Annotated in this window: 20 protein-coding genes and 1 tRNA gene; 16 read left to right on the top strand and 5 right to left on the bottom strand. The window is 41.3% G+C overall.

Features of this window, described 5'->3' with window-relative positions; translation table 11 throughout:
• Positions 1 to 52: 52 nt before the first annotated feature.
• The 4 genes from CS948_RS11155 to CS948_RS11170 form a co-directional block, all read right to left on the bottom strand.
• On the bottom strand, positions 53 to 793 hold the full coding sequence (locus CS948_RS11155; protein WP_099291742.1) for a response regulator transcription factor: 741 nt from the start codon (positions 791 to 793) through the stop codon (positions 53 to 55).
• Between the two features lie 125 nt (positions 794 to 918).
• Complete coding sequence (locus tag CS948_RS11160; RefSeq protein WP_099291743.1) at positions 919 to 1,341, bottom strand: GNAT family N-acetyltransferase; 423 nt, start codon at positions 1,339 to 1,341, stop codon at positions 919 to 921.
• Between the two features lie 64 nt (positions 1,342 to 1,405).
• Positions 1,406 to 1,984, bottom strand: a complete 579-nt coding sequence (locus CS948_RS11165) for a Crp/Fnr family transcriptional regulator (RefSeq protein WP_099291744.1) — start codon at positions 1,982 to 1,984, stop codon at positions 1,406 to 1,408.
• Between the two features lie 95 nt (positions 1,985 to 2,079).
• Positions 2,080 to 2,154, bottom strand: a tRNA-Val gene (locus CS948_RS11170).
• A gap of 302 nt (positions 2,155 to 2,456) precedes the next feature.
• Here CS948_RS11170 and CS948_RS11175 point away from each other — a divergent pair.
• Both CS948_RS11175 and CS948_RS11180 read left to right on the top strand, forming a co-directional pair.
• Positions 2,457 to 2,933, top strand: coding sequence for a Dps family protein (locus CS948_RS11175; protein WP_099291745.1), 477 nt, complete (start codon positions 2,457 to 2,459; stop codon positions 2,931 to 2,933).
• Positions 2,934 to 3,089: 156 nt separating this feature from the next.
• On the top strand, positions 3,090 to 5,021 hold the full coding sequence (locus tag CS948_RS11180) for an ATP-binding protein (RefSeq protein ID WP_099291746.1): 1,932 nt from the start codon (positions 3,090 to 3,092) through the stop codon (positions 5,019 to 5,021).
• Between the two features lie 257 nt (positions 5,022 to 5,278).
• Here CS948_RS11180 and CS948_RS11185 read toward each other — a convergent pair whose 3' ends face one another.
• A complete protein-coding gene (locus CS948_RS11185; RefSeq protein ID WP_099291747.1) occupies positions 5,279 to 6,196 on the bottom strand; it encodes a DMT family transporter in 918 nt (305 codons plus the stop codon).
• Positions 6,197 to 6,327: 131 nt separating this feature from the next.
• Between CS948_RS11185 and CS948_RS11190 the strand changes: the two genes are divergently transcribed.
• The 14 genes from CS948_RS11190 (at position 6,328) to CS948_RS11255 (ending at position 26,575) form a co-directional block, all read left to right on the top strand.
• Positions 6,328 to 6,906, top strand: coding sequence for an RNA polymerase sigma-70 factor (locus CS948_RS11190; protein ID WP_099291748.1), 579 nt, complete (start codon positions 6,328 to 6,330; stop codon positions 6,904 to 6,906).
• 89 nt (positions 6,907 to 6,995) lie between these two features.
• On the top strand, positions 6,996 to 8,162 hold the full coding sequence (locus tag CS948_RS11195) for a FecR family protein (RefSeq protein ID WP_099291749.1): 1,167 nt from the start codon (positions 6,996 to 6,998) through the stop codon (positions 8,160 to 8,162).
• A 108-nt stretch (positions 8,163 to 8,270) separates the two neighbouring features.
• The gene (locus CS948_RS11200) at positions 8,271 to 11,945 is read left to right on the top strand and encodes a SusC/RagA family TonB-linked outer membrane protein (protein ID WP_099291750.1); all 3,675 of its coding nucleotides are present in this window, start codon (positions 8,271 to 8,273) and stop codon (positions 11,943 to 11,945) included.
• 11 nt (positions 11,946 to 11,956) lie between these two features.
• Positions 11,957 to 13,540, top strand: a complete 1,584-nt coding sequence (locus CS948_RS11205; protein ID WP_176555022.1) for a RagB/SusD family nutrient uptake outer membrane protein — start codon at positions 11,957 to 11,959, stop codon at positions 13,538 to 13,540.
• Between the two features lie 13 nt (positions 13,541 to 13,553).
• A complete protein-coding gene (locus tag CS948_RS11210) occupies positions 13,554 to 14,504 on the top strand; it encodes a hypothetical protein (RefSeq protein ID WP_099291752.1) in 951 nt (316 codons plus the stop codon).
• 66 nt (positions 14,505 to 14,570) lie between these two features.
• A complete protein-coding gene (locus CS948_RS11215) occupies positions 14,571 to 15,656 on the top strand; it encodes a thioredoxin domain-containing protein (protein ID WP_176555023.1) in 1,086 nt (361 codons plus the stop codon).
• Between the two features lie 196 nt (positions 15,657 to 15,852).
• Positions 15,853 to 16,482 carry a class II aldolase/adducin family protein gene (locus CS948_RS11220; protein WP_099291754.1) on the top strand — a complete coding sequence of 210 codons (630 nt, stop codon included), beginning with the start codon at positions 15,853 to 15,855 and terminating at the stop codon, positions 16,480 to 16,482.
• 33 nt (positions 16,483 to 16,515) lie between these two features.
• Positions 16,516 to 17,649 carry a YhcG family protein gene (locus tag CS948_RS11225; protein WP_099291755.1) on the top strand — a complete coding sequence of 378 codons (1,134 nt, stop codon included), beginning with the start codon at positions 16,516 to 16,518 and terminating at the stop codon, positions 17,647 to 17,649.
• A gap of 47 nt (positions 17,650 to 17,696) precedes the next feature.
• Positions 17,697 to 18,284, top strand: coding sequence for an RNA polymerase sigma factor (locus tag CS948_RS11230; protein WP_099291756.1), 588 nt, complete (start codon positions 17,697 to 17,699; stop codon positions 18,282 to 18,284).
• A 17-nt stretch (positions 18,285 to 18,301) separates the two neighbouring features.
• Positions 18,302 to 19,462: a FecR family protein gene (locus CS948_RS11235; RefSeq protein ID WP_176555024.1), complete on the top strand. Its 1,161-nt coding sequence runs from the start codon at positions 18,302 to 18,304 to the stop codon at positions 19,460 to 19,462.
• A gap of 148 nt (positions 19,463 to 19,610) precedes the next feature.
• On the top strand, positions 19,611 to 23,111 hold the full coding sequence (locus CS948_RS11240) for a SusC/RagA family TonB-linked outer membrane protein (RefSeq protein WP_255301966.1): 3,501 nt from the start codon (positions 19,611 to 19,613) through the stop codon (positions 23,109 to 23,111).
• A gap of 25 nt (positions 23,112 to 23,136) precedes the next feature.
• Positions 23,137 to 24,573, top strand: a complete 1,437-nt coding sequence (locus CS948_RS11245; RefSeq protein WP_099291758.1) for a RagB/SusD family nutrient uptake outer membrane protein — start codon at positions 23,137 to 23,139, stop codon at positions 24,571 to 24,573.
• Positions 24,574 to 24,594: 21 nt separating this feature from the next.
• Positions 24,595 to 25,512 carry a hypothetical protein gene (locus CS948_RS11250; protein WP_099291759.1) on the top strand — a complete coding sequence of 306 codons (918 nt, stop codon included), beginning with the start codon at positions 24,595 to 24,597 and terminating at the stop codon, positions 25,510 to 25,512.
• Positions 25,513 to 25,639: 127 nt separating this feature from the next.
• A complete protein-coding gene (locus CS948_RS11255) occupies positions 25,640 to 26,575 on the top strand; it encodes an ABC transporter ATP-binding protein (protein ID WP_099291760.1) in 936 nt (311 codons plus the stop codon).
• The last annotated feature ends 14 nt before the right edge of the window (positions 26,576 to 26,589 follow it).

Raw genomic sequence — 26,589 nt, forward strand, 5'->3', positions numbered from 1 at the left:
GATGCAAAATTACCCGGCTCTCGCGGCGGTTACAATACTGATAAATCAGTAATCACGTATCCAGTAGGCCTAATGTTTGAGCGTATTTAATCGCTTCTATGGAATTGTTCACGTTCAGTTTTTCAAGTATTCGTTGCCTGTGAGTGTTTACCGTGTGTATGCTGATGTTTAAATATTCAGCGATTTCCTTGCTTAGCTTTCCCCGTTCTATCCATTTCAATATCTCTATTTCCCGTTGTGACAAAATGGTGTCTTTATCGAAATATTTGTCTAGCGGGGAAAATATATCTCCTGTTTTGAAATTGACCAGTTGGGAATTGACTTTTGAAAAAGGGGATTGATTGAGGGAAATATCAACAATGCTTAAAGACAACCAGATATTACCCCTTTTGTCTATTTCCAGAATTTGTATTTGTTCGGTAATTCTTTTGTATTTACCGTTAATCAAAGTTCTGTATTCCCGAATCAGTTTACTGTATTTCGTGTATTTATTGTGCATGAAAATATGCTTCATCGCGGCAATGCCGTTTTTCAGGACTTGTTCGTAATCATCGGGATGAATTTGCACGCTCGTGTATTCCCCGTTTGAATTTTTGAACAGTTCTTTGTGATACGATGACTCGTAAACATGGCATTTTTTATACATGTCGAAAATCGATACCGCGCTTCCTGAAAAAACAGTTGATTTTGATAAAACCGAAATATGTTTATCCAGTATGTCATAATCTAACTCTTCTTTATCGAAATGCTGGGATTTCAACAATTCGAGGTATTCTTTTTGAAGGTTATCCATAGAATTGACTATTATGTTTTTTCAGGCGTAAAAATAGTAATTCTCGTGTAAAAACAATTTTTAGGCTTCACTTCAAAACACGCCTCTCGCCCGTGAGGTCAAATATTCAGGTATAATATTGAAGGCTACAACCGCATGTGTAAAATAGGATATTCTTTACCTTCTCCGTCTAAGCTTGACCTTTTGTATACGCTAAAGCCCATATGTTTATAAAAACCGACAGCTTGAGAGTTTTGCTCGTTCACATCGACTTTAGTTACTTGCAAATTATCTATGGCATAAGTAATCAATTTTTTCCCGATACCCGTGCCTCGATAATTATTGTCGATAAATAACATTTCAAGATTTCCTTCAGCGATTCCCATAAACCCGATTAAGATACCCTCTTGTTCAAACCCGAATAGAGTGACATGCTGAAAATATACCGGAAGGTGTTCTTTATAGTATAGAAAATCTTCCTCTTTGAGAAAATCATGTGTACTCAACACTGCACTTTCCCAAATTTCCATCAAACGCGGATAATCCGTAGCTTTTATTTTTCTAATCATAACTGTACTTTCGATTTAAGGTTGTAAAGTTCGGAACTTGTATATTCAAAACACTGAACCCAAGTTAAGAAATACGTTTACGGATTCTGCTTAGTGCTTGCGGTGTGATACCCAAGTAAGAAGCTATATCTTTTAATGGTATATAGTTTAATGTAATGCCATATTCTTCAATCATCTGTAGATAATACTGTTCAGGAGAATATTTAATCAAGTCGATATTTCTTTTCAAGAGTTTATTCAACAATATAGCATTCAAATCTTCGAATACGGTTTTTACCTTAGGGATAGCAGTATATAGTTCATTTACTCGTTTCTTGTCTATTCGGTAAATAACGCTATCTACAATTGTTTGCACGTTAAATGCAGACCTTGTTTGTAATGTAAAAGATATGTTTGACATTGAAAACGTACCCTCTTTACAAAACCAGAAAACTTGTTCTTCCCCTTTATGATTTAAAAGCCAGCAACGTAATATACCATCAAAAACGAAATAACTATACCTTTCTATTTCTCCTTCCTTAATCAAGAATGTGCCTTTGCTAATTAATATTCGTTCAAAATATTGGTCGAATAATTTAGATTCCTCCAAATTAAAAGTATTGGTGCTAAAATTAAATTCTTTAAGTAGTTTTTCTAAAAGCATAAACTAAAAGTCACTGGATTATAAAAAGAAAACCTGTAAGTTGTTGATGCTTACAGGTTTTTGTCTTTCCTTTTCGCCTTTCGGCTCCACGGGAGTGGGCGCTGAGGGATTCGAACCCCCGACCCTCTGGGTGTAAACCAGATGCTCTGAACCAGCTGAGCTAAGCGCCCGTGTTGCTTGATTGCGGGTGCAAATGTAATGCAATTTTTGAATACTGCAAAAGTTTAGTCGATTTTTTTTCAAAAAAGAAGAAGGTTTTATTTAAATGTGGAATTTAATGATAGAGAAAAGTCATTTTAAAATTATTTTTCATGTAAATAGAGATTTTATTGTATTCTATATTATTGAATGGCAGTTGTTATAATTTTATTAGATGTAATTATAAAAACAATCGATTTGATTTATATCATTATGCTTCTTACATTTGTAATAGAAAAATGAAAGAGAAATATAATAATAAAAATCAATAGATATGAAAACAAAGAATTTAATCGGATTAGACGTTGAGAAATCAAAACAATTAGTTGAGCATTTGAATGATTTATTGGCAAACTATCAGTTGTATTATCAGAACGTGAGAGGTTTCCACTGGAACGTGAAGGGACGCGGGTTCTTCCAGTTGCATGCCAAATTTGAAGAGTATTACAATGACGCTATCGAGAAAATAGACGAGATTGCTGAGCGCGTGCTTACGTTGGAAGGGACCCCGTTACACGCTTACTCGGCTTACATGAAAGTAGCCGAGATCAAAGAAGTAACGGGTGTTTCCAACGGGTTGGAATGCGTGAAGCATATCATGGACAGCCTTGTGATTTTAATCCGGAAGGAAAGAGAGATTCTGGCACTTGCAGCCGAGGCGGGAGATGACGGTACTCAGGATATGATCAATCCTTATATCTCCGAACAGGAAAAGACTTTGTGGATGCTACGGGCATTTTTAAGTGAATAAGTTTAAGTTTTGAATTTGTAACCACAGAAGGCTATCGGAATCATCCGGTAGCCTTTCTCTTTATCAGCTATAGAAACCTTTTTCGGCAACTTCTCCCTTGGGGTGACGTTTTAATTACTATATTTGCGTTATATAACAATCTAATTCATCAACACCATGTGGGAGTATATTATTGCCGGAATAGTGACTTTAAGTAATCTGGCTTTCTTTCTTTACTATAAAAGAAGGATGTCCGAAGTGCGTGACGGTATGGCAGAAACGATGCCGGAGAGGATCATTAGCTCTGTGCCGGATATGATTTTCATGGTGGATAACAAACTGGATATACAAAAGATATATAATGCCGACGCTTCGAAATTGTCGTTACCGGTTGAGGCGTTGATCGGGAGAAACTTGAAGAATTGTGTTGACCCGGAGTGCGTGGAGGACGTGACCGCTAATATACAAGAGGCTTTATTGACGGGCGAGGTGCGCGAGTCCGAGTATTCGGTAACAATGAACGGGAAAAAGATACTTTACGAGGGACGTTTCAAGCGGGTGGAGGATAATCTCGTCGCTTGTTTCGAGCGGGATATCACGGAACGTAAAAAGACGGAGGCTGAAATCAAGCAGAACGAGCGGCTGTTGAACGCTGTTTTGGATAATATGCCGATGCCATTGATAATTAAAGATATCGAGAACGATCTGAAATATATTTTTTGGAATAAACAATGCGAGCTACTGGGAGGATATACCCGGGAAGAAGTTCTCGGGAAAAATGATATTGAAATTTACGGTGAAGAACGGGGGCGTCAGTACAGGGAAATAGATTTCGAGATTATAAAGAATGGCGGTTCGTACCGGGAACAAGAGGAGTACGTGACCCCCGATGGCGTGAAACACGTTTCGATCGTGAGCAAAAACATGGTGGCAAACGACGTTCATCATTGGTTGTTAGCGACCCGTTGGGATATTTCCGATTTGATCGGGGTGCAGGAGCAATTGCAAAAGGCGAATCAAAATTTGAGGCAAATACAAGAGATCAATCAGTTGATACTGGATCACTCGAATAGCGGATTGGTATACGTGAACACGGATTATATCGTGGAGTGGGAAAATTTGGCCAAGTATTCCACGCATCCTTTAGCCGGAAAATACAAACAAGGGGTATGTTGTTACCGGAACGTTATGGGCAGAGAGGAACCTTGTCCCGGCTGTGTGATGCAGCGGGCTTTGATTTCCGGTAAAGTGGAAACGAAGGAATTGGAACTGGAAGGCGATGTGTTTGTTGAAGTTGTGGCGACTCCCGTGTCCGCGGAAGATGGCAGGCAACCGCGGGGTGTCGTGTTGAAATACGAGGATGTAACCGAAAGGCGCAGAGTGGCGAAAGAGTGGATACGGGCGAAAGAGGCCGCGGAGAATTCCGATAAATTGAAATCGATGTTCCTGTCAAACATGAGCCATGAGATTCGTACGCCGTTAAACGCTATCGTGGGATTCAGCGAATTATTGACACAGACGGAAGACCGGACGGAGAGAGAAGAGTATATAGATATTATTCAACGGAATAACGAGTTGTTGTTACAATTGATCAGTGATATACTGGATTTGTCCAAGATTGAGGCAGGGACGTTGGAATTTGTTTACACGATGGTGGATATGAATGAATTGCTACGAAGTCTCGAGTTAAGTAGTCGCCAGAAAATAGTCGATAATCCGGATATAGAGGTGGCTTTTATCTCCCGTCATGACGAGTGTATCGTGTACACGGAGAAAAACAGGGTATTGCAGGTATTGTCCAACTTTATGAGCAACGCCTTGAAATTCACGAATAAGGGACACGTGCATTTCGGTTACGAGCGACGGGGGGATGAGTTACGTTTTTTTGTTTCCGATACCGGTAGGGGCATCCCGACAAATAAGCAAACCGATATTTTCAAACGATTTATCAAATTGGATAGTTTCTCGAACGGAACCGGATTAGGATTAGCGATATGCCAGACGATCGTGAATAAGCTGGGAGGTACTATCGGCGTGGAATCCGAGGAAGGGAAAGGAAGTACTTTCTGGTTCACTTTGCCCTTGAAACCGGGGGATAGACTTCTATAATAGATAGTATAGGTTAGGGTGTAATCCTACTCGTTACCCGTGTGATTTCCGCGGGAATAGGGGATCACTTCCGGTTCAATAGTGCATATAAAGTTTTAATTTAGCTTTTACTTCCCTGTAAGAACGCTATTGTATATAGCGTTCGTATAGGGTTCGTATAGGGTTCATGACGGAAGTGATGCGGAATTACACCGGAATTATACTACGAATCCTGTGGGAATCGTGCATGTATTCCCTTTGTTCAGTACAGGTACAAATTACGATTGTTTCTCGATATCGGCTCGTGATTTACTTTGTGTCACGAGGTAGACGCCGAGGAACACGAGGAGGGCGGCGACGGGTTTGTCCCACGTGAAGCTATCCTGTCCGATGAGGATAGCAACGATCGAGGCGATGATCGGTTGGGCGTTGTTGTACATGCTGACAGTGGTCGGGCGTATACGTTTCAAGGCGATGGGTACGAGCAGGTAAGCGACTCCGGTTGCCATGATGACGATGTATGCGAGGCGTAGCAGGGCGTTCAGGTCAAGCACGGGTGTCATGAATATTTTGGATTCGCCGAGTTTGTCGAGGCCAAGGGGGAGAGCAACGAGCGCGGCAAAGAGAAACATCCATTTCATTAAAGTGACCGGGGAGTAACGCTGCGATATGGTGCGGGTGATGATCAGGTACGTGGCATAAGTCACTATATTCACGATGCAAAGAAGAGTGCCGAGCGTGTGATTGCTCCCGCCACCTGCGGGAGTGGATTGAAGTATTAATAGCAATGCCCCGCAAGCCCCGATAAATACTCCGGTTGCTTTTTTACCGGTGATAGGTTCTTTCAGGAACACGGCTGCCATGAGCATAACGATGACGGGAGTCATGGCGGCGATAAGGGAGATGTTGACGGGCGAGGAGTATTGCAAGGCGACGGCAAAGGACAATTGTGCCCCGATAAGCCCGAAGAGGGCGGCGAAGAAGAGTATTGTCAAATCTTTAAAACTTACTTTTTCTCGTGGCAGAAACAAGGAGATACTCCAGAAAATCAAGGTGGCACATGACATCCTGACCAGCGTGAGGGCAAACGGGTGAATCCATTCCGGGACTAATGTTTTGGCAATAGGGGTGTTCAATCCGAAGATGACGTTTGTCATCAGAATAGCGATGTGTCCTTGCCATTTTTCTCTGGTCATGTGAACTTGAATTAAATGTTCGTTACAAAAGTAGGGCTAAAATCAGAGATTTGTTCCGGGATTTTATTAATTTTGAAAATCAATTTCGGGTGTGGATTTTTGGGAGTGTCGAGTTTAATTGATGCAAGCGAATGGAAGAGAATTTGAAATATCGGGACATGGCGATTTTGACGAGAGATTTGAAAGCGGGAGAAGAGGCTGCTTTCGATTTTCTCTTCCGTACTCGTTACAAGAATTTGTGTCGGTTTGCCGCCACGTTTGTCGTGCATTTCGATGTGGCGGAGGATATCGTGCAGGAGATTTTCGAGAAGATATGGCAGAAGAGTGCCCGGATCGCGGAAGGTGAATCCATTGATAGTTATTTGTTTGTTGCCACGCGTAACGCTTGCTTCACGTTCTTGAAAGATAGGCGGGAACGTGTTGATTTGGAGGGTTTGAAACAGGAGTTGGAGGCTCCCGAAGAGGTTGTCGAGTTCGAAAGTGCGGAGTTGAATCGTTTGTGGGGGGAGATCGAGAAGTTGCCTTTGCAGTGTAAGACCGTTTTTAAATTGGTGGTGTTGGAAGATATGAAGTACAGGGAGGTGGCTGAGGCTTTGGATATTTCGGTGAACACGGTGAAGACTCAGGTTAAGATTGCCTATAAGACTTTGAGGGAAAGTTTACAACGGGGACAGTTTACTCTTTTCTTGTTGCTTTACGGGAGGAGGTAATTATATCCAGATATTTTTTTCAAAAAAAATCATTTTTTTCTTCACCCTGTTTTCGTGTTTTGTAGTACTCTATGTAAAAATCATAGAAAATGAAAATTGAAGACAGGGTATATGAATTGATTTCTGGTAAACTCGATGACGTGTTGTCAGAAGAGGAAGAGAGGGAATTGTCGGGTTGGTTGGAAGCTGACGGGGAGCATCGGGTGATTTTCGATGAGATGCGGAGATTGCACGAGCAAGCGAAATTGTTGCGGCGGGAGTTTAACCCGGACGTGGAGGGTACGCTAAGGAGATTGAAAGTACGCGGGGGAAAACGGATCGGGTTGCACGCATGGTGGAAGTACGCGGCGATGTTTGTTTTGCCGTTGGGTATTGCTTTTGCTTTGTGGCAGGGGTTGAAAGAAGAAAAGATTGTTTTGCATCGGCAATTCGGCGAGGTGGCTCGCCCGGGGGCGGAGCGTGCCGTGTTGAAACTTTTTGACGGGAAAACCGTGGTGTTGGATAGTACGTCTGGGAATATGTTGATTGCGCGAGGTGAGAATGTTCGGGTGGAAGTGGATTCGAATCGCTTGTTACGTTATTCCCGGGAGGATACTATTGTGACTTCGCGGGAAGAGAGGAAGAACGAGTTGATTGTTCCGAGAGGGGGGGAGTATCAGATCGTGTTGGCTGACGGGACGCAGGTATGGTTGAATTCGGCGACTAAGTTGATATTCCCTCAAAATTTCACGGGAAAGGAGAGAAGGGTGATGTTGTCGGGTGAGGCTTTTTTTGAAGTGGCACGGGACGAGAGTAAACCTTTTATCGTGGAGACTTCCAGAATGGACGTGAAGGTGTTGGGAACCCGGTTTAACGTGAATGCTTACACGGATAGCGAGATGGTTTCGACCACGTTGGTGGATGGTAGCGTGGAAGTGGCTTCCGGTACACAGAAACCCATTACGCTGGTTCCGGGAGAGCAGGCGTATGGGGAAGCGGGAGAGTTGGAAAAACGGGAGGTGAATGTGAGGTTGTATACTTCGTGGATAGATGGCAGGTTCATGTTTAATAACGTGGAGTTGGAGGAGATTGCGAAACAGATTTCTCGTTGGTATGACGTGGAAATTTTTTTCACGAACGAGAACGTGAAGAAAATCCGTTTCACGGGTGGAATGGTGAAGTTCAAACCGTTGGATGATTTGATCCGGATGATAGAGAGCACGAGTTCGGTATGTTTCAGCGTGAAAGGGAGAACGATAGTGATTTCGGAAGGATAAATAAATACCGGAAACGTGTGATGGCATTCCGGTATTTAATAGATAAATGTCTTGCCCGACGTTTGGCGATGGAGGACAAGACGAGTTATAAATCTTAAAAACAAATGTATGGAAAAAAAATGTGATTTGGGGATTAATCCCCCCAGATGGCTAAAAAAATTTTTATTGGTCATGCGAATAACAGGTATTTTGTGTTTGGTGTGCGTGATGCATTTGTCGGCGGCGGTGTACTCACAAACGGCACGTATCAATTTGAAAATGAAGGATGCGACGATCGAGCAAGTGTTGAACCGGATTTCGGAGTCGACGAAGATGGATTTCTTTTACAGTAATTCGAAGATTGACGTGGCGAAGAAAGTGAACGTCGATTTTTTTGACGCCACGTTGGAAGAGGCTTTACGTGCCATATTTAAGGGATGTGATGTTAAGTTCGAGATTGCGGATGATTTTGTGATCATTCATGATGTGCGGGCGAAGGTTGCAGTAGCGGTTGATACACTGAAGAATACGATTTGTTCCGGTAAGGTGACAGACAAGGAGAACAATCCATTGCCGGGGGTAACGGTGATATTGAAAGGGACATCTATCGGAACAACAACAGATGTGAAGGGATGCTTTGAGTTTCCGATACCTCAGACCAAGAATCCGGTGTTGATTTTCACGTTTATCGGGATGAAGAGCACGGAGAAGGCGGTTAAGGTCGGGGAAATTTTGCATGTCCAATTGGAAGAGGAGAACACGGAATTAGAAGAAGTGGTTTCCTACGGTTATTACAACGTGGATAAACGTCTTTTGACAAGTTCCGTTACTTCATTGAAAGCAAGTGATATTATGATGCCGGGTGTGAGCACAATTGATCAAATGCTGGAAGGGCATGTTCCCGGTATGATCTTTATGCAAAATTCGGGACAAGTCGGCGCCTCTCCGAAAATCAAAATCCGGGGGACTACCACGATACTGGGAAAACAAGCCCCGTTATGGGTATTGGATGGTATTATTTTATCTGATCCGGTAAATGTTGATGCTTCTCAATTGAATGATCTGGATTTCGTTAATCTATTGGGTAACGCGATTTCCGGATTGAACCCGGAGGATGTTGAACAAATTGATGTATTGAAAGATGCTTCAGCTACAGCTATTTACGGTCCTCGTGCTTCGAATGGGGTTATTGTTATTACCACGAAAAAAGGAAAAATCGGTAAACCAAGTGTTTCTTATTCATTGTCCGGAACATTTCGGAGAAGACCTCGATATTCGGATCGAGCCGTGAACGTGATGAATTCGCAAGAGCGTATAGCGTATTCGCGTGAAGCTATCGAGAGTAAATTGCCGATTCCTAATATTTCCACTTGGATAGGCTATGAAGCGGCGTATTATGATTATTCTAAAGGAATTTTGAATCATGATGAATTTACTCGGCAAGTACGTCGAATGGAAACTGTCAATACGGATTGGTTGGGATTATTGATGAACGATACTTATTCTAATTCTCACACGTTAAGTCTTTCCGGTGGAACCAATAATATGCGTTATTATGCATCGCTCGGTTATAGTGACGAGCAAGGAAATATTAAAAACGAGGAGAACAAAAGGTATTCCGGTATGGTGAAATTGGATCTCAATTACAATAAATTCATCGCTCGCTTCGGTCTTTCTGGTAGTCTGTCAAAACGCAATTACACGCCGGAAGTCATTGGAGTTACCAATTACGCATATAATTCATCTCGCAGTGTGCCGGCTTATAATGAAGATGGTTCTTTGTTTTTTTATCAAAGAGAGGTAAGTGATTTATTTGATCACTCGTATAATATCTTGAATGAGATGAAACATTCGGATCAAACAATTAGCACTAATTTATTGGGTCTGAGTGTTGCGTTAGCTTATAAATTTTTCCCTGCGTTAAAAGCTGAAGTAACATTCGGTTATAATATTTCAGATACGGATCAAGAAACTTACTTCGGGGAAAAAAGTTGGCATATCATGTCAATGAAGGGTATATTGAAGGAAACCGGACAACAGAGTGAATATGCGTCATGTCCTTCCGGGGGAGAATTAAGTTTGTCAAATACCAATAATGAAGGTTGGACTACACGTTTCTCGCTTTCTTATAATAAGATGTTGGATCATGAAGAATCACATTTGTTGAACGCCACTATGATTGGTGAGATCAGTTCTGTTCGCTATCATGGTTTCTCTATCACGAAACGAGGTTATTTACCTGATCGAGGGTTAAGTTTTGACATTATAGAGCCGGGGAAATTTAAAGAATACGATAAATGGCTATTGACGGATGAAGCGAGAGGGATCATGACGGATAATTTGACAAGGCTTGTGGGGTTGGTCGGTAGTATCAATTATTCTTATAAAAATGAATTCATACTGAATGCTAATGCTCGTATTGATGGTTCGAATAAATTTGGCGATCGAAGTAACAAAAAATTGAATCCTATCTGGTCTGTTTCCGGTAGATGGAACTTTGAAGAAAAACTCTTGTATCACGTGCATTGGGTTAATCGGTTGGCATTAAGAGCTTCTTTTGGGTACCAAGGTAATATGTCGGCGCAGGAATCCCCTCGTTTAATCATAAAAAAAATGGGAACCGATCGTTATTTTAAAGAATTCTACTCTACGATTAAAAATTATCCTAACCCGAATTTGAAGTGGGAAAAAACGTCGAATTTGAATGTCGGGTTAGATTTTAGTTTGTTTAACGAGAAATTGCACGGTTCGATAGAGTATTATTATCGTTACACGAAAGATGCTTTCTTGGCTAAACAAGTTTCAGTGGTAAACGGGGTTGAGTCTTATCTCGTAAATGGGGGAAATATTAAGAATCAAGGGGTTGAATTTTATTTTAATTTTGTCCCAATAAATAATTTGAATGCGGGTGGAAGTCGAAAAGGGTTTGTTTGGAAAATTGACCCTAATTTCGGTTCGGTGTTTAATCAGTTGGTTGACAAGATTAAGCCTAAAAATAAAGTTTTACAAGACGAGATCACGTATCGTGATTATCTTGATGGTAAGGTGCAAGTGGTGGGACGTCCGGTAAATACATTTTATTCTTACCGTTTCAAAGGTTTGAATCCTGAAAATGGAGCTCCCATGTTTTATAATACGGATAGAGTGACTATGGTGGACGGGGAAGAAGTTGAAACAGCTACGATATATCAAGATATGGATAAGGAAGAGGTGTTTACTACTGTACTTGCGCATTCCGGTTGTCGAGAGCCTTTTTTGCAAGGAGGTGTTTATAATTATTTAGGGTACGGTAATTGGGGGCTTTCTTTTAATTTGAGTTATAGTATCGGTTCTAAAATACGATTATTCAGGTTATATCCGAATGATGGTCAGATTGTTTCGCCGGAAAAGAATCTTCGAAAAGAATTATCAAATCGATGGAAACGTCCTGGGGATGAGAATATTACAAATATTCCCGGTATTTTGAGCGGATTAGATCAATTCTATGCTACTAATTTGTGGTGTAATGATAAACCTTATGTTTTTGCATCCAATATTTGGCAGATGTATGACGAATCAAATATACGGGTTGTTTCGGGCAATTATTTGAAATTATCTTCTATTTCTCTACGGTACGTGATTCCCGAATCTTTGTGTAAAAAAGTATATATGCGTTCGGCTTATCTGAGTTTTAGTGGAACAAATGTATTCACTTTATGCAGTAAAAAACTTAAAGGTCAGGATCCTTCGCAATCAGGTACAACGGATTTGATTAATATTTCCGTTCGCCCGACGTACTCACTTCAATTAAATGTAACATTTTAATTATGATCGATATGAAAAAGTATTACATGATATTGTTTTTTGCCATTAGTTGCGTGACATTTCTTTCGTGTGGCGATTTTTTGCAAGAATATTCTCAAGATCTGGTTTATGCATCTTCGTGTACTGATTTGGACGAAATTATGATTGGGGACGGATATATGCAACGTATGCCGGAAGGTAGTTACGGGGCGACAAGTATTACATATTCTCGAACCAGTCACTATTTCCCGCATCTACATGTGATGGATGATGATGTAGAAGAATTTGTTTCGGGATATTTTTCAGAAACTAGTTTAATAAGTCCGGCTTCTTGGTGTAGGAATTTGTATACGTGGCAAGAAGAGCCGTTTATGACATTAAGTAATAGTCCGATTGACAATTATGATTATGCTCGCCTTTACAAGCATATTGGCTACTTAAACGTGATTATATCCTATGTCAAAGAATTTCAAGATGATCCAGAAGAGCTTCGTCGTAGAGTGTTGGGCGAAGCTTTGTTTTTGCGCGGAGCTTATTACTACTTGTTGGTGAATCTTTACGCGAAACCTTTTTCAAAAGAAACTGCAGATTCGGATCTTGGTGTTAGTTTGAATCTCACGGAATATATAGAGGACAAGCATTTTAGTCGAGATCCGGTATCCCATGTTTATAAACAGATCGTGAAAGATCTGAAAGGTGCCGCTGAAAATTTAGCAGGTATTAAACAGCCGACAATTTATAGGGCTGATGAGCAAGATGCTAGATTGTTGTTAAGTCGTGTTTATTTGTACATGGGAGAATGGCAATTGGCGATAGAGGAATGTGATAAGATCATTGAACAAAAGGTGACTTTGTACGATTTTAACGAGTTGGCAAGAGGACAAGTTATAAACACATCGAAATCTCCCGAGATATTGTTCACGCAAGGTAGTTCAAGCGTGCAAATTTTAATGACTGACGATTGGATGAAGCCGGCAATCGGACGTTATCGGGTGTCAGATGAATTATATAATTTGTATTTCAAATATGCAGATCAGGGTGTTGTTGACCTTAGAGCTAATTTCTTTTTTAAGAGGTCAGAAAAAGAAAGTGGTAAGTATCTTTGTATAAAAGGTACTAAAGCTTATAATGGAGCGACCTCTGTGTTTGATGCTTTTGTTATGCGTGCGGCAGAGGTGTATTTGAACAAGGCAGAGGCGCAAGCCATGCTTGATGAGGCTGAAGCTAAAAATACGATCAAAATATTGATGGATAAGAGATTCGCGTACAATCAGTCGCCTAATATTTCTAATTTGAGTGGTCAAGAATTGGTAAATTTTATTCGGGAAGAACGTCGAAGAGAGTTGTGTTTTGAAGGACATCGTTGGTTTGATTTGCGTCGTTATGCGGTGTCACCAAAGTATTCGCATGCAAAGGAAATAGTGCATAAGGTATTCGATGCTGCGTCTAGTTATGGTGGAGCGGGAGTGTACAAGGGGACCTATGTTCTGAAACCCTATCCGAATGATAACGCATGGGTATTGCCTATCCCTAATCGAGAGCTGGTGTTTAATGAAGGAGTGACGGTTGATAACGAGAAACGAGAGGAGCGTACGATGATTGGTAACAACAATTAAAAATCACGAAATTATGAAGACATTATATTTTATAACATGCATAATTATAATTAGTTTTTTCGCTCGTTGTACAAATGGTGACGAGGATGTGGTAGCAACGGAAAGTTCCCCGGATTGGTTTGAAATTGAAGATAGACCGGGGGAGTTGAATCAACTGTTATATCAGATATATAGAGATTATCAGTTTTCTATTTTTGTGAATGATACCTTGGGACAAAGAGATTTGGGGGTAGATGCGTATGGTAATCCGATTATTTATATACAATTATTTGATCCGGGTTATTATGTTTGGGGTACTTATTCTGATTTGGGGACAATGGCTTTGTCCAAAGATACGTTGGCGATGATTAAAGCGGTCACTACATTTAAAGAACGTTTTCTTGCGGTTCTTCCGGAAGAAATATACCCTAGATCTTTATTGTTCGTTGATACCATAAATTCTCGAATTGAGTATCAATATGAAGCGTACAATGCTGAAAATTATGTGTATAGTAATGGGATAAGAGGATATGTTGTAGGAAAGTTATATTCGATACTTCAAATGGATGATTTGGAATTGAATCATTGGGTTGGGGAAATATTTGCCCCTCATTGTGTTAATTGGATAACAGCCAACATAAATAAGGACGAATTAGACAAGTTTTATACGATTACTGATGAGAGTGCTTGGGCATCGAAATATGATTATATGTTTGGATATAATGATGAAGAATATAAAAGAGACTCTAAATATATAGGATTTTGGCGTTGGAAGAAAGAGTTTGCAGAAAAGAATATGAAGAAGTCTATAACTAAAATAGATGATTTGCATGACTTTGCAGCTTGGGTATTTGCTTATTGGAACAGAAAAGAAGAATTTTATGAAACATATAAAGATTTTGTATGCTTAACTCAGAAATTTGCTATGTTTGAAACCTTCTTTGAGGCTTATTGTGAAAAATATAAAATTGATCTTTCAAATTAAAAGAAAGGGGAATATCACAAACATATTCCCCTTTCTCGTTTTTGTATATTATAAATCACTATGTTTATGAAAAAAAATATTTTTATCGTATTAATTGTAACTACTTGTATTACAGCCTTTGGACAAGATGGGATTCATTTTGAATCATTAACTTTTAAAGAAGCTTTAGCAAAGGCAAAACGAGAAAAGAAGTTGGTGTTCTTAGATTGCTATACATCATGGTGTGGGCCTTGCAAAAGTATGGAAGATAATATATTCCCGCTAAAAGAAGCTGGGGATTATTTTAATCCAAGGTTCGTGAGTATTAAACTTGACATGGAAAAAGGTGAAGGGGTTGAGTTGGATAAAAAACTTGGAATTGCAGGATATCCGACATTTTTTATTTTTACCCCGGATGGAAACATACAGCATAAACTCATGGGGGGTGCCCGGAGTTTGGAGATTTTTATTAGTAGGATAGAGAAAGGCATGAAGAAAGAAACTTCATACGGTTATTTACGAGATCTTTATGACGCCAATAAAATTGGTAAGAAGCAATTGATTAATTACAAGATTGCTTTAATGGATGCTTTTGAAATAGATAGACTCCGTCAAGTAGAGCACTTGCTTGACTCTCTTTTAACGGTAAAAGACAAACAGAGAAAAGAATATTGGCCTATCATAAAAGGTTATGGTTCGGATGATTTTAAGTTGGTGATAAATAATTTGTCAAAATTTCGGAAATGTATAGGTACTCAAGAAGTCAATCAATATCTATCTAACAATTTTCGTTCAGCTATTCCTCGTCCGACAAAATATAAATCAGAAGCAGATGATAAAAGGCTACAACAACTTCTTTTGGAACTTCAAATGCTAGACCTGCCACAAAAAGAAGTATTGTTAATTGAGATAGAGCTTACACAAGCTATAAAAAATAACGATTTTCCCCGTATAATTCTGTTATTAAAGAAATATGTTGTGCATGATAATCTCAACTTTGAATTAATATTTTCTATTATGAGAGAATTGTATTCATCCGTTACAACTGAAGAAAGTCAGGAACTAATGGCATTGCGAGAGTTGTTAATTGAAAAATGTCCGGAAGCGCAACAAGGATTTCTCAACTTCTTTTTTGGAAAGTTACTAGAGAACTTAAATAATTCTTCAGAATGATGGGTATTATAAATGGATTTTCTAAATTATAATTTTGTGGGAGGTTTAGGTAATATAAGGGAGGATAAAAATCACAAGTGGTCAGATGAAATTCTGGCCACATTTTTTATGTTGTTTGGGATAGTGCCTTGTTTGCGTGGGTTATATCTCCCCTTGCTTGTTTTCTTTGAATTAATTCACGTTATTTGTGCTTGTTATGATTACAGAAGATAATATAGAGTACTTTGTGACCCAAGCGCACCGGTATGGTGAGGCAGGGTTGATGCTTTGCAGTAGCGGGAATTTGTCATGGAGAGTCGGGGAGAAGGCTCTTGTTTCGGGAACGGGTTCATGGTTGCCTGTTTTGACGGGGGAGCGGGTGGCGGTATGTGATGTGGTGAGCGGGCTGTCGGAGAACGGGGTAAGACCTTCCATGGAGAGTGTTTTTCATTTGGGGGTTATGCGGGAGCGGGCGGACGTGAACGTGGTGTTGCATTTCCAATCGGAGTACGCGACTGTTGTGGCGTGCATGAAGGAGAAACCGGAAAGTTTTAACGTGACATTGGAGGTGCCTTATCACGTGGGGGAGATTGTTGTTATTCCTTATTATTGTCCCGGCTCACCGGAATTGGCGCAAGCGGTAATTGACGGTATGCGGGAACACGATGCGGTGCTGATGAGTAATCACGGGCAGGTGGTGTGCGGGAAGGATTTTGACGATGTGCTTCAACGGGCGTTATTTTTCGAGATGGCGTGCCGGATTATCGTGCAGAGTGGGGGTGAATACGATGTGCTTGGAGAAAAGGATGTGGAGAATTTGAAAAGATTGCGTTTTAATTCTCGATAATTATTTGCATCTTTGTTTTCAAATATCAAGAATATGAGCAATCTGCAGATGTACACAGAAGCCGTGAAAGTCATCAAGGAAGCGATATTACGGAGTCAATATCGTGCGGCGGCTTCTGTAAATAAAGAGCAGTTGTCATTGTATTATGGAATTGGCTGCTATGTGTCGAAGAATTCCCGTGAAGGTTTTTGGGGTAAAGGAGCAATAGAAACTATCAGCCAACAGTTGCAGAAAGAATTGCCTGGGCTTCGTGGTTTCTCTGTTGCTAATATTAAATTTATGCGTCAGTTTTATGAAACATGGTGTGATGATTTAAAGTCGCTAACCGTGGTTAGCGGAATAGGTGAAGACAAATCGCTAACTGCAGTTAGCGAAATTGATATCCAACTGTTAATACCCAGTGAAAGCATAGAAAAAGAGAATTTTGAACTCACATCGTTTTTAGCATTAGGTTTTACACACCATATGATTATTGTCCGTAAAACGGCATCACTTACAGAACGCCTGTTCTACATTCGACAATCTGTTATAAACAAATGGAGCAAAGAAGTTTTATCAGCAAGAATTGAAGATGATTTATTTCATCATCAAGGAGAGATTGCCCATAATTTCATTCAAACGATACCTGATGTCCGACAATCATTGAAAGCCATAGGTATGTTTAAGGATGAATATCTTTTAGATTTTATCAATGTCGAAGAACTTGCTGAACGGGATAAAGAAGATATAGATGAACGGGTAGTAGAGCAAGAAATCATACATAACATAAAGAAGTTTATTCTTACTTTCGGACGTGATTTTGCATTTGTTGGTAATCAATATAAGTTAGAAGTGTTCGGAATAGAGCATTTCCCCGATTTAATATTCTTCAATCGTGAGTTGAATGCATTGGTTGTAATTGAATTGAAAAAAGGTGCATTCAAATCCACTTATTTAGGACAATTGTGCACTTACTTACGTCTTATGGATGATCAAATGCGTAAACCTCATGAAAATCCGTCTATCGGATTGGTGTTATGTAAGAGTGCAGATAAGAAGTACGTGGAATATGTAATTCAAGACTACGATAAACCTTTGGGTGTTGCTACCTATAAGACCTCGGACAATATGCCCGAGAAATTAAAACGGGCTTTGCCTGATATTGAAGAATTGAAAAAATTGTTATAAGTGAAGTATTGAGGTGATAGAATTTTAGTTTGAATTGGTTATGTAGCATGGATCATTTTATTGAAAATGTGAACAAGAAGCGAGAGGGAGCGTGGAGAGAGTTGTACAGGAGATTTTATCCTGCACTCTGTAACTATGCCTTGAAAATCGTGAAAGATACGGATGTCGCGGAGGATGTTGTTCAGGATTGTTTCATTAAAATATGGGATTCATCTATCCGGTTTGAAGATGGTCCTTCATTAACAGCTTATTTGTATCGGGCGGTATATACCCGTTCATTAAATCTGGTACGGGATCAAGGGTACGCTCAAGGACTTTACGAGAAATGGGGAGAGAAAGTGCTGGAGGAGCAGGAAGAGTTTGATCCTGTGATCGAGATTGCGGTGGAGGAAGATGTCGTGAACAGGTTCTACGCGATAGTGGACGAGTTGTCCGAGCAGCAGAAGGATGTGCTGTTGATGAGTATGAATGGCGATAAAGTGAAAGAGATTGCCGAAAAATTGCAGATAAGCGAAAATTCCGTTAAGACGCAGAAAAAGAGGGCGTATGCTTATGTACGTGAACGTTTGGGTGAGGGGTGGTTCATTTTTTTGATTTTTTTTGTCACCCGTTTTTTAAAGTCATGTGTTCTTTAAATGAGAAGAAACATGAAATGATACGAGATTGGAAAAATATAGCGAATAGATCCAAGCGGGTTACGGATTATCTAAAAGGACTTTTTTTAGAAGAGGAAAGTTCTGACAGAGAATTTGTTGGTGATTCGATGGAGGAACGGATTGCCGGGAGGCTTTCCCGACCGGATTATCTGAAACAAAAGTATGAGGAACAGCGACGTTTTGATGCTGATGCGGCTTTCGGGAAATTGAGAAGGCGTAATCGTCGCCGGGTGATGATTCGGGTAAGTTCGGTAGCGGCTTCGGTAGCTGTTCTTTTAGGGGTGGTTTGGATGTTCCAAGTGGAACCGGAGCAACGGGGGAATGTGCCTTCGGTGAAAAAGGTGATTACTCCCGGGGAACGGAAAGCGATGCTCGTGTTGAATGACGGGCGGACGCTTGACCTGAAAGAGGCTCGTTCCTCGAGGATTGAAACCATGGAAGGAGTTATTCATATTGATTCCGCGGGAGTGATACGCGGAGAGGAGGCAAGTGAAGTTGTCGTGACGGAAAAGAGTTATAATAAATTGATTATTCCCCGTGGAGGAGAGTATCATCTGGTTTTGTCAGACGGTACGAACGTGTGGTTAAATTCCGAGACGGAGTTACATTTCCCGCTTCAGTTCAAGGGGGATTTCCGGCAGGTTTATTTGAAAGGAGAGGCTTATTTTGACGTGAAAAGTAATCCGGGTAAACCTTTTATCGTGAACACGGCTGCCGGTGACGTGAAAGTATTGGGTACGGGATTCGACGTGGCTGTCTACGACTCGACCACGATGATTGCGACTTTGGAACGAGGGGCAATCAGTTACGTGCATGAGTCGCAACCGGAAATCGTGTTGCGTCCCGGGGAACAATTAACTTACAAGGTGGGGGACGAATTACCTCGTGTCAGTAAGGTGAATACAAGATTGTACACGGCATGGAAAGATCATCTTTTTTGTTTCGAGGAACAGCGTTTATCGGAGATTATGGTCGTTTTAGCCCGTTGGTACGATTTGAAAGTGCAGTTTGATTCGGAGGATTTGAAAAACGTGGAGTTATCCGGAACGCTGGATAAATATTCGGATGTAAGACCGTTATTGAATTTATTCGAGTTAGGAACAAACGTGAAATTTGAAATAGAAGATAATGTTGTGATAGTGAGAAAAGCAAAATAAAAAAAGGGCTCGAAACAGAGCGACCAAACCATGTATCGAATCCCTTTTTGTTCTAAGTGTTAAACTTATAAAATCAAACAAAGTTATGAAAAAAAATCCACCCGAAGTGTGGGTACGACCACATTGTGTCAAAAAAATTTTTCAAGTGATGAAACTGACGTTATTTTTTGTGATGTTTTTCTTTATTTCAGCCAGTGCATTTACCCAAAAGGTGAATATCTCGGTAAAGTCCGATATGAATTTGAACGAGGTGCTGAAGCAAATAAAGAATCAGTCGGGAATCCGTATTCTGTATGATGCGGGTAAGACGAAACAAGTGCAGTGCCGTGAGATGAAAATCACGGAAATGGATGTAGTCGAAGCGTTGCGACAAGTGCTGAAAGATACTCGTTTCGAGTTTTTCGAAGAGGGAGGAGTGTATATTGTTCGGGAACTTGCCGTGCAACAGGCAAAGGTTATTCGTATTGTCGGAAAAGTGACGGACGCTAAGAAGCAACCTCTACCCGGTGTTACCGTTCAGTTGAAGGGATTCCCGATAGGAACGGCAACGAATAGCACGGGAGATTATCAGCTTTCAATACCGAATGCCCCGGAGAAGTTTTCTCTCGTGTTTTCTTTTATCGGTATGGAAGCGCAAGAGATTGTCTATGCCGGGAAGGATACGATCAACGTGGTAATGAAGGAGGATGTGGCGACATTGGATGATGTTGTCGTGACCGGATATATGACAGTAAATAGAGGTAGTTACGTGGGAGCCGTGACCACGGTAAAAGTGGACGATATCAAAATTGCGGGTATGACTTCTATTGATCAAATGTTGCAAGGTGTGGTTCCCGGTATGACAGTTCGGATGAGTACCGGGCAGGTCGGTGCTTCTCCGAAAATTAGGGTAAGAGGAACTTCCACGTTGTTAGGAAATAAGGAACCTGTCTGGGTGGTCGACGGCGTGATTCAGCGTGAGCCGATCCCGATGCAGGATGAGTTGTCCGGGGATATCGAGGATTTACGTTTGATTGTATCGAATGCTATCTCTTGGTTGAATCCGAATGATATTGAGACTTTGACTGTGTTGAAAGACGCTTCCGCCACGGCAATTTACGGATCGCAAGCAGCAAACGGCGTGATCGTGATAACCACGAAAAAAGCAGAAACGGGAAGACTTTCCGTGTCTTACAGTGGGAGTGTGACTGTAGGTCAACGTCCTAAATACGGGATGTACGACCGGATGACTTCACAAGAAAGAATGCAATTATCCCAAGAAATCTACGAGGAACGGGTATCGTTTCCTTTTTCGATATTGCCTATCGGGTACGAGGGACTTGTAGAGAAATTGAACAATAAGGAAATCACGGAGAGTGAAATGAAAGAGGAGTTCCGGAAAATGGAGCGGATGAATACGGATTGGTTTAGTATTTTATTCCGTAATTCTGTCAGTCACCAGCATTCGCTTAGCGTGACCGGAGGGTCGGAAAAAATTTCAAACCGGACTTCAATCAATATCTCCGAAACGCTCGGAGAGGCTATTGGGAATGAAATGTCGAATTTTTCCGTGAGTTCAAATACAACGATGAAGTTCCTGCCTACTTTACAAGCCAGTTTTTTGGTTAACGGGAGTTTGCGGAACACGGAGGGATTTGCTTATAACGTTAGTCCGTTTGATTATGCTTATAATACATCTCGGGTGATTCCTGCTTATAATGAGGACGGAACGTTGTTTTATCATGAAAAGGTAGGTGCCTCGAGTAATTCTATACCTTTGAAAAATCGGTATAATTATAATATTCTTAATGAACGGAATAATACGGGGAATGAAAACACGACGAAAAAGATTTCTACTTCTTTGGATTTAAATTGGACGATTCTTCCGGGATTGCAGTATCAAGGCGTGTTCTCCTATGGGCTGTCTTCTTCCAATATTAAATCGTGGGCTACGGAACAATCATTTTATATCACGAGTATGAGGGGATATGAGTTTGGTTCCGTGTTGGCGAATCAGGCGGAAGAGAAAGGTTCTCGTTTGCCTTGGGGGGGATTGTTGTACACGGAGGAATCATCTGTAAGGGATTATACTTTCCGGAATAGTTTGGTGTATGACAAGACGTTTAAGGATGTTCATCGTATGACTCTGCAAGCTGGAATCGAGATCGCATCGGCAAAAACGACAGGAACGAGAAACAAGAATTACGGTTACTTGAAATACCGGGGTGAGTCGTTTGCAAGTGTTCCGCTGATGTATACTCCTGTTGGGGCGTCGGCTACAAATAATGAGCTTTATGAAGAGATGCGAACGAACCGGAAAGTGGTAAATCGTAAATCAAATTCTTTGAGTGAATATTTCACGGGTATATACTCGTATGATAATCGTTATGTGGTGAATTTTAACGCTCGTTTGGATGCTTCCAACCGATTCGGGCAGGATCCGGATAAGAAATTCAGACCTACTTGGTCAGTCGGGGCTAAATGGAGAGTTGCTAATGAGCCTTTCACCCGGGGATGGAATTGGATTGATGGGTTGGATATATCGGCTTCATATGGTTATCAAGGGAATGCCGTGGAAAATGTTTCTCCTTATCTGATAGCGTCAGATGGTGGTTTCCATGAACAATATAAACAATATACGTTGAATATTAAAGGCTTGCCTTATGATAATCTGGGTTGGGAGAAGACGAAGAGTTGGAATTTCAGTGTGGATTTAGCTTTCTTGAATGGACGGTTGAACGTGTTGGCAAATGTTTTCGGTAAGAATAGCGACGTGCTTTCTTCCCGGGATGTGCCGGCGGAGAATGGTATGTTGAATTCCGTGATTTTCGGTTCTAAAATGGAAAATAAGGGGTACGAATTAACAGTAAATGTCGTGCCTGTCCGGACAAAGGATTTCTTGTGGCAATTTTCCGTGAATACGGGTGTTACGAAAAATAAACAGACGAATAACGAGCGGGTGAATACCGTGGACGATTTCCTGAACGGAACTTGTATTGTCAACGGTGAGGCTTACTCGGCATTTTATTCATTTGAATTTGACGGGCTTGACCCGGAGAACGGAACACCGTTGTTTAAAAATCTGGATATAGATGACACGGAAGATTTCACGAAATTTTTGGTGTTGAGCGGTAAGGATGAACCAGACTTCAGTGGTGGTCTTTCCACTTCGTTCAGGTATAAGAATTTCCGTTTCCAAGCTAATTTCTCCATGCAGTTCGGGGGACAGGGGCGTATTCCGGACTTCTATAATACTTCCAGCCAAAAGGGACTTCCTTCCCCGGAACAAAATGCTTCCCGAAAATTGTTGAACCGTTGGAGAAATCCCGGTGATGAAACAATATATCCTTCTTTACCCGGGCGAGGCAGTACCATGGAACTGCGTTTGCCGACAAGCGGAGGAACATATAAGTCTCCTTATCAAATGTATAATATGGCGAATATTCGGGTGGCCGATACGGATTTGATCCGGTGTACTCAATTGTCGTTGTCTTATCAGTTTGGAGAGCAAGTGTTACGGGTGCTTCACGTGAGGAACTTGAACCTGAGCGCGAGTATGGCAAATCCGTTTATGATCGTGTTCGATAAAAAATGGAAAGGCATTGATCCGGAAACGGGAGGATGGCCTACCCGGCGTACGATGTCACTCTCGTTGAGTGCTGCATTCTGATGTTGAAATTGAAAAAAAAGAAGATATGAAGAAAAGAGATATATTAAGATTGGCTGTTGTTACAGTGGGATTATTTTTGAGCGGGGGATGTTCTGATTTTTTGGAAGAAGAATCCCAAGATGAAGTTATCCCGAAAACAGTGACGGATTTTAGTGAATTGCTCATGGGATCCGGTTATCCTTCCACGGCATATTATCCGGGATCGATACTTGCCCAATTGGATGATGATAAGATGCTTGACAGGGATGGAGAAAATGTGCTTGGAAGTACTAATGCCGAGGCGTGGTTTCCTGCCTTTACATGGCAACCGGATTTGTACCGGAGAGATGAGGGGACGCCTTTGGCCTCAACGGAATACTATATGTGGTACGAGCGGATTAAGGGATGTAATGCCGTGCTGGATTATATTGACGATGCTATCGGTACGCAGTCAGAACGTGAGCAAGTGAAAGCGGAGGCTTTGGCGTTAAGAGCTTATTATTATTTCTGGTTGGTAAACCTGTACGGGGAACCGTATAATTATAATAAAGAAGCGTTGGGAGTTCCTTTGAAATTAACTTCTACGGTGCAGGAGGAAGTCGGGGGAGTCCGTAGCACGGTGAAAGAGGTGTACGAACAGATATTGAAAGACTTGGATGCTTCTGCCAAGTTGTTTGAAAAATATAACGTGGTGATTGGAAATTACCGGATGAATCTCCCTGCCGTGAAGATTTTGTTGTCCCGGGTATATCTTTACATGGAGGAATGGCAGAATGCGGTTAACGCGGCAAATGATGCGATAGAATTAGGACGGGGATTAACTGATCTTACTTTAGTGGATGAAAACGTGAACTATTGCATGAACAGTTATGATGTGAATGAGACGGTTTGTATTTTCGGTGCAAGAATAGATAATTATAGCATGGCTTACGTGGTTAGTTCAGATTTATTGAAGTTGTTTAATAGTAAAGACAGAAGGCTAGGGATTTATATTATTGCTCAATATTCTTGGATTGGAGATTTTACGGGTTGGCTAATAAATAAAAATGCTGCAGCCGGAGAGCCGGGACAGTGTTTGCGTCTGGCGGAAGCTTATTTAAACCGTGCAGAAGCTTATTCGCGGTTGACCGGAAAGCAATCCGATGCGTTGGCTGATTTGAATACGCTTCGTAAGCATCGTATTATGGATTACAGGGATGTATCGATTACCGATCCGACGGCTTTGTTGGATACCATCCGGAAAGAACGCCGTTTGGAACTTTGTTACGAGGGACACCGCTGGTTTGATTTGCGTCGTTACGGGATGCCGGAGATTACGCATATTTATCAAGAGAGTACAACCAGTCCGGCTATGGTGTACACGTTGAAGGAGAAAGATCCGATGTACACGTTGCCATTACCGAGTAGCGTGATGGATAAAAATAAGGAATTGGTACAGAATGCTTCCGACAAGGAACCGCTGAGAGTGGGTGTTAGTATGTAATGATTTAAAAAATAAGACGTTATGCGAAAGATATTTATATTTGTGATTGTCGCTTTGAGTTCGTGGACTGCCTGCACGGACAATGATAATGACTTGGGACCGGATATCCCGTTTGGCGAGAGTTATAAATTGCCGCAGGGGAAATCTCCGGCAGACGATCGGGTGGTGGCTTTGTTCGAGAAGTATGGTTCTTATTTCTTGTACGAATATTCGCAAAAGGATTTTAACTGGACGCAGGTTGCGGTCTCTACCGGTAATAATATATTCGGAACGGTATTGGGGGATCCGCAGTATTTAGGAGGGATGTTGGATTTGCTGGAAGAAGTTTGGTTGAATTATTATCCGGATGATTTTTTAGAAAAGAATCTTCCTTACCGGATACTTCTTGCCGATTCCGTGAAACAGACCTATACTTACGAGAGGCCTGCAACTTACCTTAAGTTATATCTGACGACGAATACGTTGGCTATTGCGGGATTAAATGAAGATGTGGGTTCTATGTCGCTTGCTGACAAAAAGTCGACGAAGAATTGGATACAACAGGCTTTCTTGGATCATTTATTAAATATTAATGCTATTGAAGCTCCCAATGAATTTTATCAAGTTAGCGATTACACGAAAGCTACTGAACGAGATCCGACGAATGCTCGGGAGCGAGGTTTTATTCCTAGTATAGATTTGGAGGAGCAATATGGTTCTGCGAGTGAATGGTGTTATTTCGTGGATTATTACACGAAGATGTTATCGAAAGACACTGATTTCAAGCAGTACGTGAAAAATATGATTAGTCATGCTGTGACAGAGGAGAATTCATGGGCAACTTATCTGACTTTTCCGTTGGTAAAGAAGAAACATGACATTTTGCAAGCGTATTTCCTCGAAAAGTACGGCATTGATTTACAAGCGATCGGGAATGCCAACGCCGGTTATGTCGAGTAGTTTTTATTAGTTTATAAATAATTATACTGAAAGTCACTTGTGCTATCGCCTTTCGGCGATAGCATGGGACGACTATGTCTTTTGAATTTCGTGTTCGTTGTATGGAATAATTTAAATAAATCACTAAATGGAAAATTCAATTGTAAAAGTAGAGCATTTATCTCATCGTTACAGTGTCCAATGGGCTATCCGGGATATTAATTTCGAGATTAATCAACGGGGTATCATGGGACTCCTTGGCTCCAACGGAGCGGGAAAATCAACGACGATGAATATTATATGCGGGGTGTTGAAGCAGACAGAGGGAAACGTGTTTATAGACGGGATTAACCTGCGGGAGAATCCGGTGGAGGCGAAGAAGAATATCGGATTCTTGCCTCAAAAGGCTCCCTTGCATTTAGATTTCACGGTAGACGAGTATCTGACGTATTGTGCGGATCTGCACATGGTGGATAAGAAGCAGATTAAGGCGGCGGTGGATGAGGCGAAGGCTCGTTGCGGGATTACGCATTTCAGCAAACGGGTGTTGCGGAATCTTTCCGGGGGATACCAGCAACGTGTGGGTATCGCGCAGGCAATCGTGCATAAGCCGAAATTCGTCGTATTGGATGAACCGACGAATGGATTGGACCCGAACCAAATCACGGAAGTACGCCATTTGATAAAGGAAATAGCGGAAGAGCGTTCGGTGTTGTTGTCTACCCATATTCTTTCCGAAGTACAGGCTACTTGCCGGAATATTAAGATGATCGAGAACGGGCAGATGATATTTTCGGGCAGTATCGAGGAATTTGATAATTATATCCAACCGAATACCCTGCTAGTGGAATTGGATACGCCGCCGATGGAGTGCGATTTGCTTATGCCGGGAATCTCCAAGGTGGAAACCTTGTCGGAAAGACGATTCCGTTTGCGGTATGACGGTGATCAGGATACGGCTAAACGTGTGGCTGAAACTTGTGTCACGAGAGGATGGGGATTGATCGAGCTGGTGATCGAGAAGAGTTCGCTGGACGCGATATTTGCCCAATTATCAAAAAGTGCTTCCAAGGGGAGAAAGTAGTATGTGAATTTATA

Source organism: Butyricimonas sp. Marseille-P3923 (assembly GCF_900184685.1).
Taxonomy (GTDB): domain Bacteria; phylum Bacteroidota; class Bacteroidia; order Bacteroidales; family Marinifilaceae; genus Butyricimonas; species Butyricimonas muris.

Bases quoted from the DNA above. Each gene is read 5' to 3' on its own strand.
- CS948_RS11205 (WP_176555022.1), top strand. From the start codon at position 11,957: ATGAAAAAGTATTACATGATATTGTTTTTTGCCATTAGTTGCGTGACA.
- CS948_RS11225 (WP_099291755.1), top strand. From the start codon at position 16,516: ATGAGCAATCTGCAGATGTACACAGAAGCCGTGAAAGTCATCAAGGAA.
- CS948_RS11200 (WP_099291750.1), top strand. From the start codon at position 8,271: ATGGAAAAAAAATGTGATTTGGGGATTAATCCCCCCAGATGGCTAAAA.
- CS948_RS11235 (WP_176555024.1), top strand. From the start codon at position 18,302: ATGATACGAGATTGGAAAAATATAGCGAATAGATCCAAGCGGGTTACG.
- CS948_RS11240 (WP_255301966.1), top strand. From the start codon at position 19,611: ATGAAACTGACGTTATTTTTTGTGATGTTTTTCTTTATTTCAGCCAGT.
- CS948_RS11175 (WP_099291745.1), top strand. From the start codon at position 2,457: ATGAAAACAAAGAATTTAATCGGATTAGACGTTGAGAAATCAAAACAA.
- CS948_RS11255 (WP_099291760.1), top strand. From the start codon at position 25,640: ATGGAAAATTCAATTGTAAAAGTAGAGCATTTATCTCATCGTTACAGT.
- CS948_RS11250 (WP_099291759.1), top strand. From the start codon at position 24,595: ATGCGAAAGATATTTATATTTGTGATTGTCGCTTTGAGTTCGTGGACT.
- CS948_RS11220 (WP_099291754.1), top strand. From the start codon at position 15,853: ATGATTACAGAAGATAATATAGAGTACTTTGTGACCCAAGCGCACCGG.
- CS948_RS11210 (WP_099291752.1), top strand. From the start codon at position 13,554: ATGAAGACATTATATTTTATAACATGCATAATTATAATTAGTTTTTTC.
- CS948_RS11185 (WP_099291747.1), bottom strand. From the start codon at position 6,196: ATGACCAGAGAAAAATGGCAAGGACACATCGCTATTCTGATGACAAAC.
- CS948_RS11195 (WP_099291749.1), top strand. From the start codon at position 6,996: ATGAAAATTGAAGACAGGGTATATGAATTGATTTCTGGTAAACTCGAT.
- CS948_RS11230 (WP_099291756.1), top strand. From the start codon at position 17,697: ATGGATCATTTTATTGAAAATGTGAACAAGAAGCGAGAGGGAGCGTGG.
- CS948_RS11190 (WP_099291748.1), top strand. From the start codon at position 6,328: ATGGAAGAGAATTTGAAATATCGGGACATGGCGATTTTGACGAGAGAT.
- CS948_RS11245 (WP_099291758.1), top strand. From the start codon at position 23,137: ATGAAGAAAAGAGATATATTAAGATTGGCTGTTGTTACAGTGGGATTA.
- CS948_RS11180 (WP_099291746.1), top strand. From the start codon at position 3,090: ATGTGGGAGTATATTATTGCCGGAATAGTGACTTTAAGTAATCTGGCT.
- CS948_RS11155 (WP_099291742.1), bottom strand. From the start codon at position 793: ATGGATAACCTTCAAAAAGAATACCTCGAATTGTTGAAATCCCAGCAT.
- CS948_RS11165 (WP_099291744.1), bottom strand. From the start codon at position 1,984: ATGCTTTTAGAAAAACTACTTAAAGAATTTAATTTTAGCACCAATACT.
- CS948_RS11215 (WP_176555023.1), top strand. From the start codon at position 14,571: ATGAAAAAAAATATTTTTATCGTATTAATTGTAACTACTTGTATTACA.
- CS948_RS11160 (WP_099291743.1), bottom strand. From the start codon at position 1,341: ATGATTAGAAAAATAAAAGCTACGGATTATCCGCGTTTGATGGAAATT.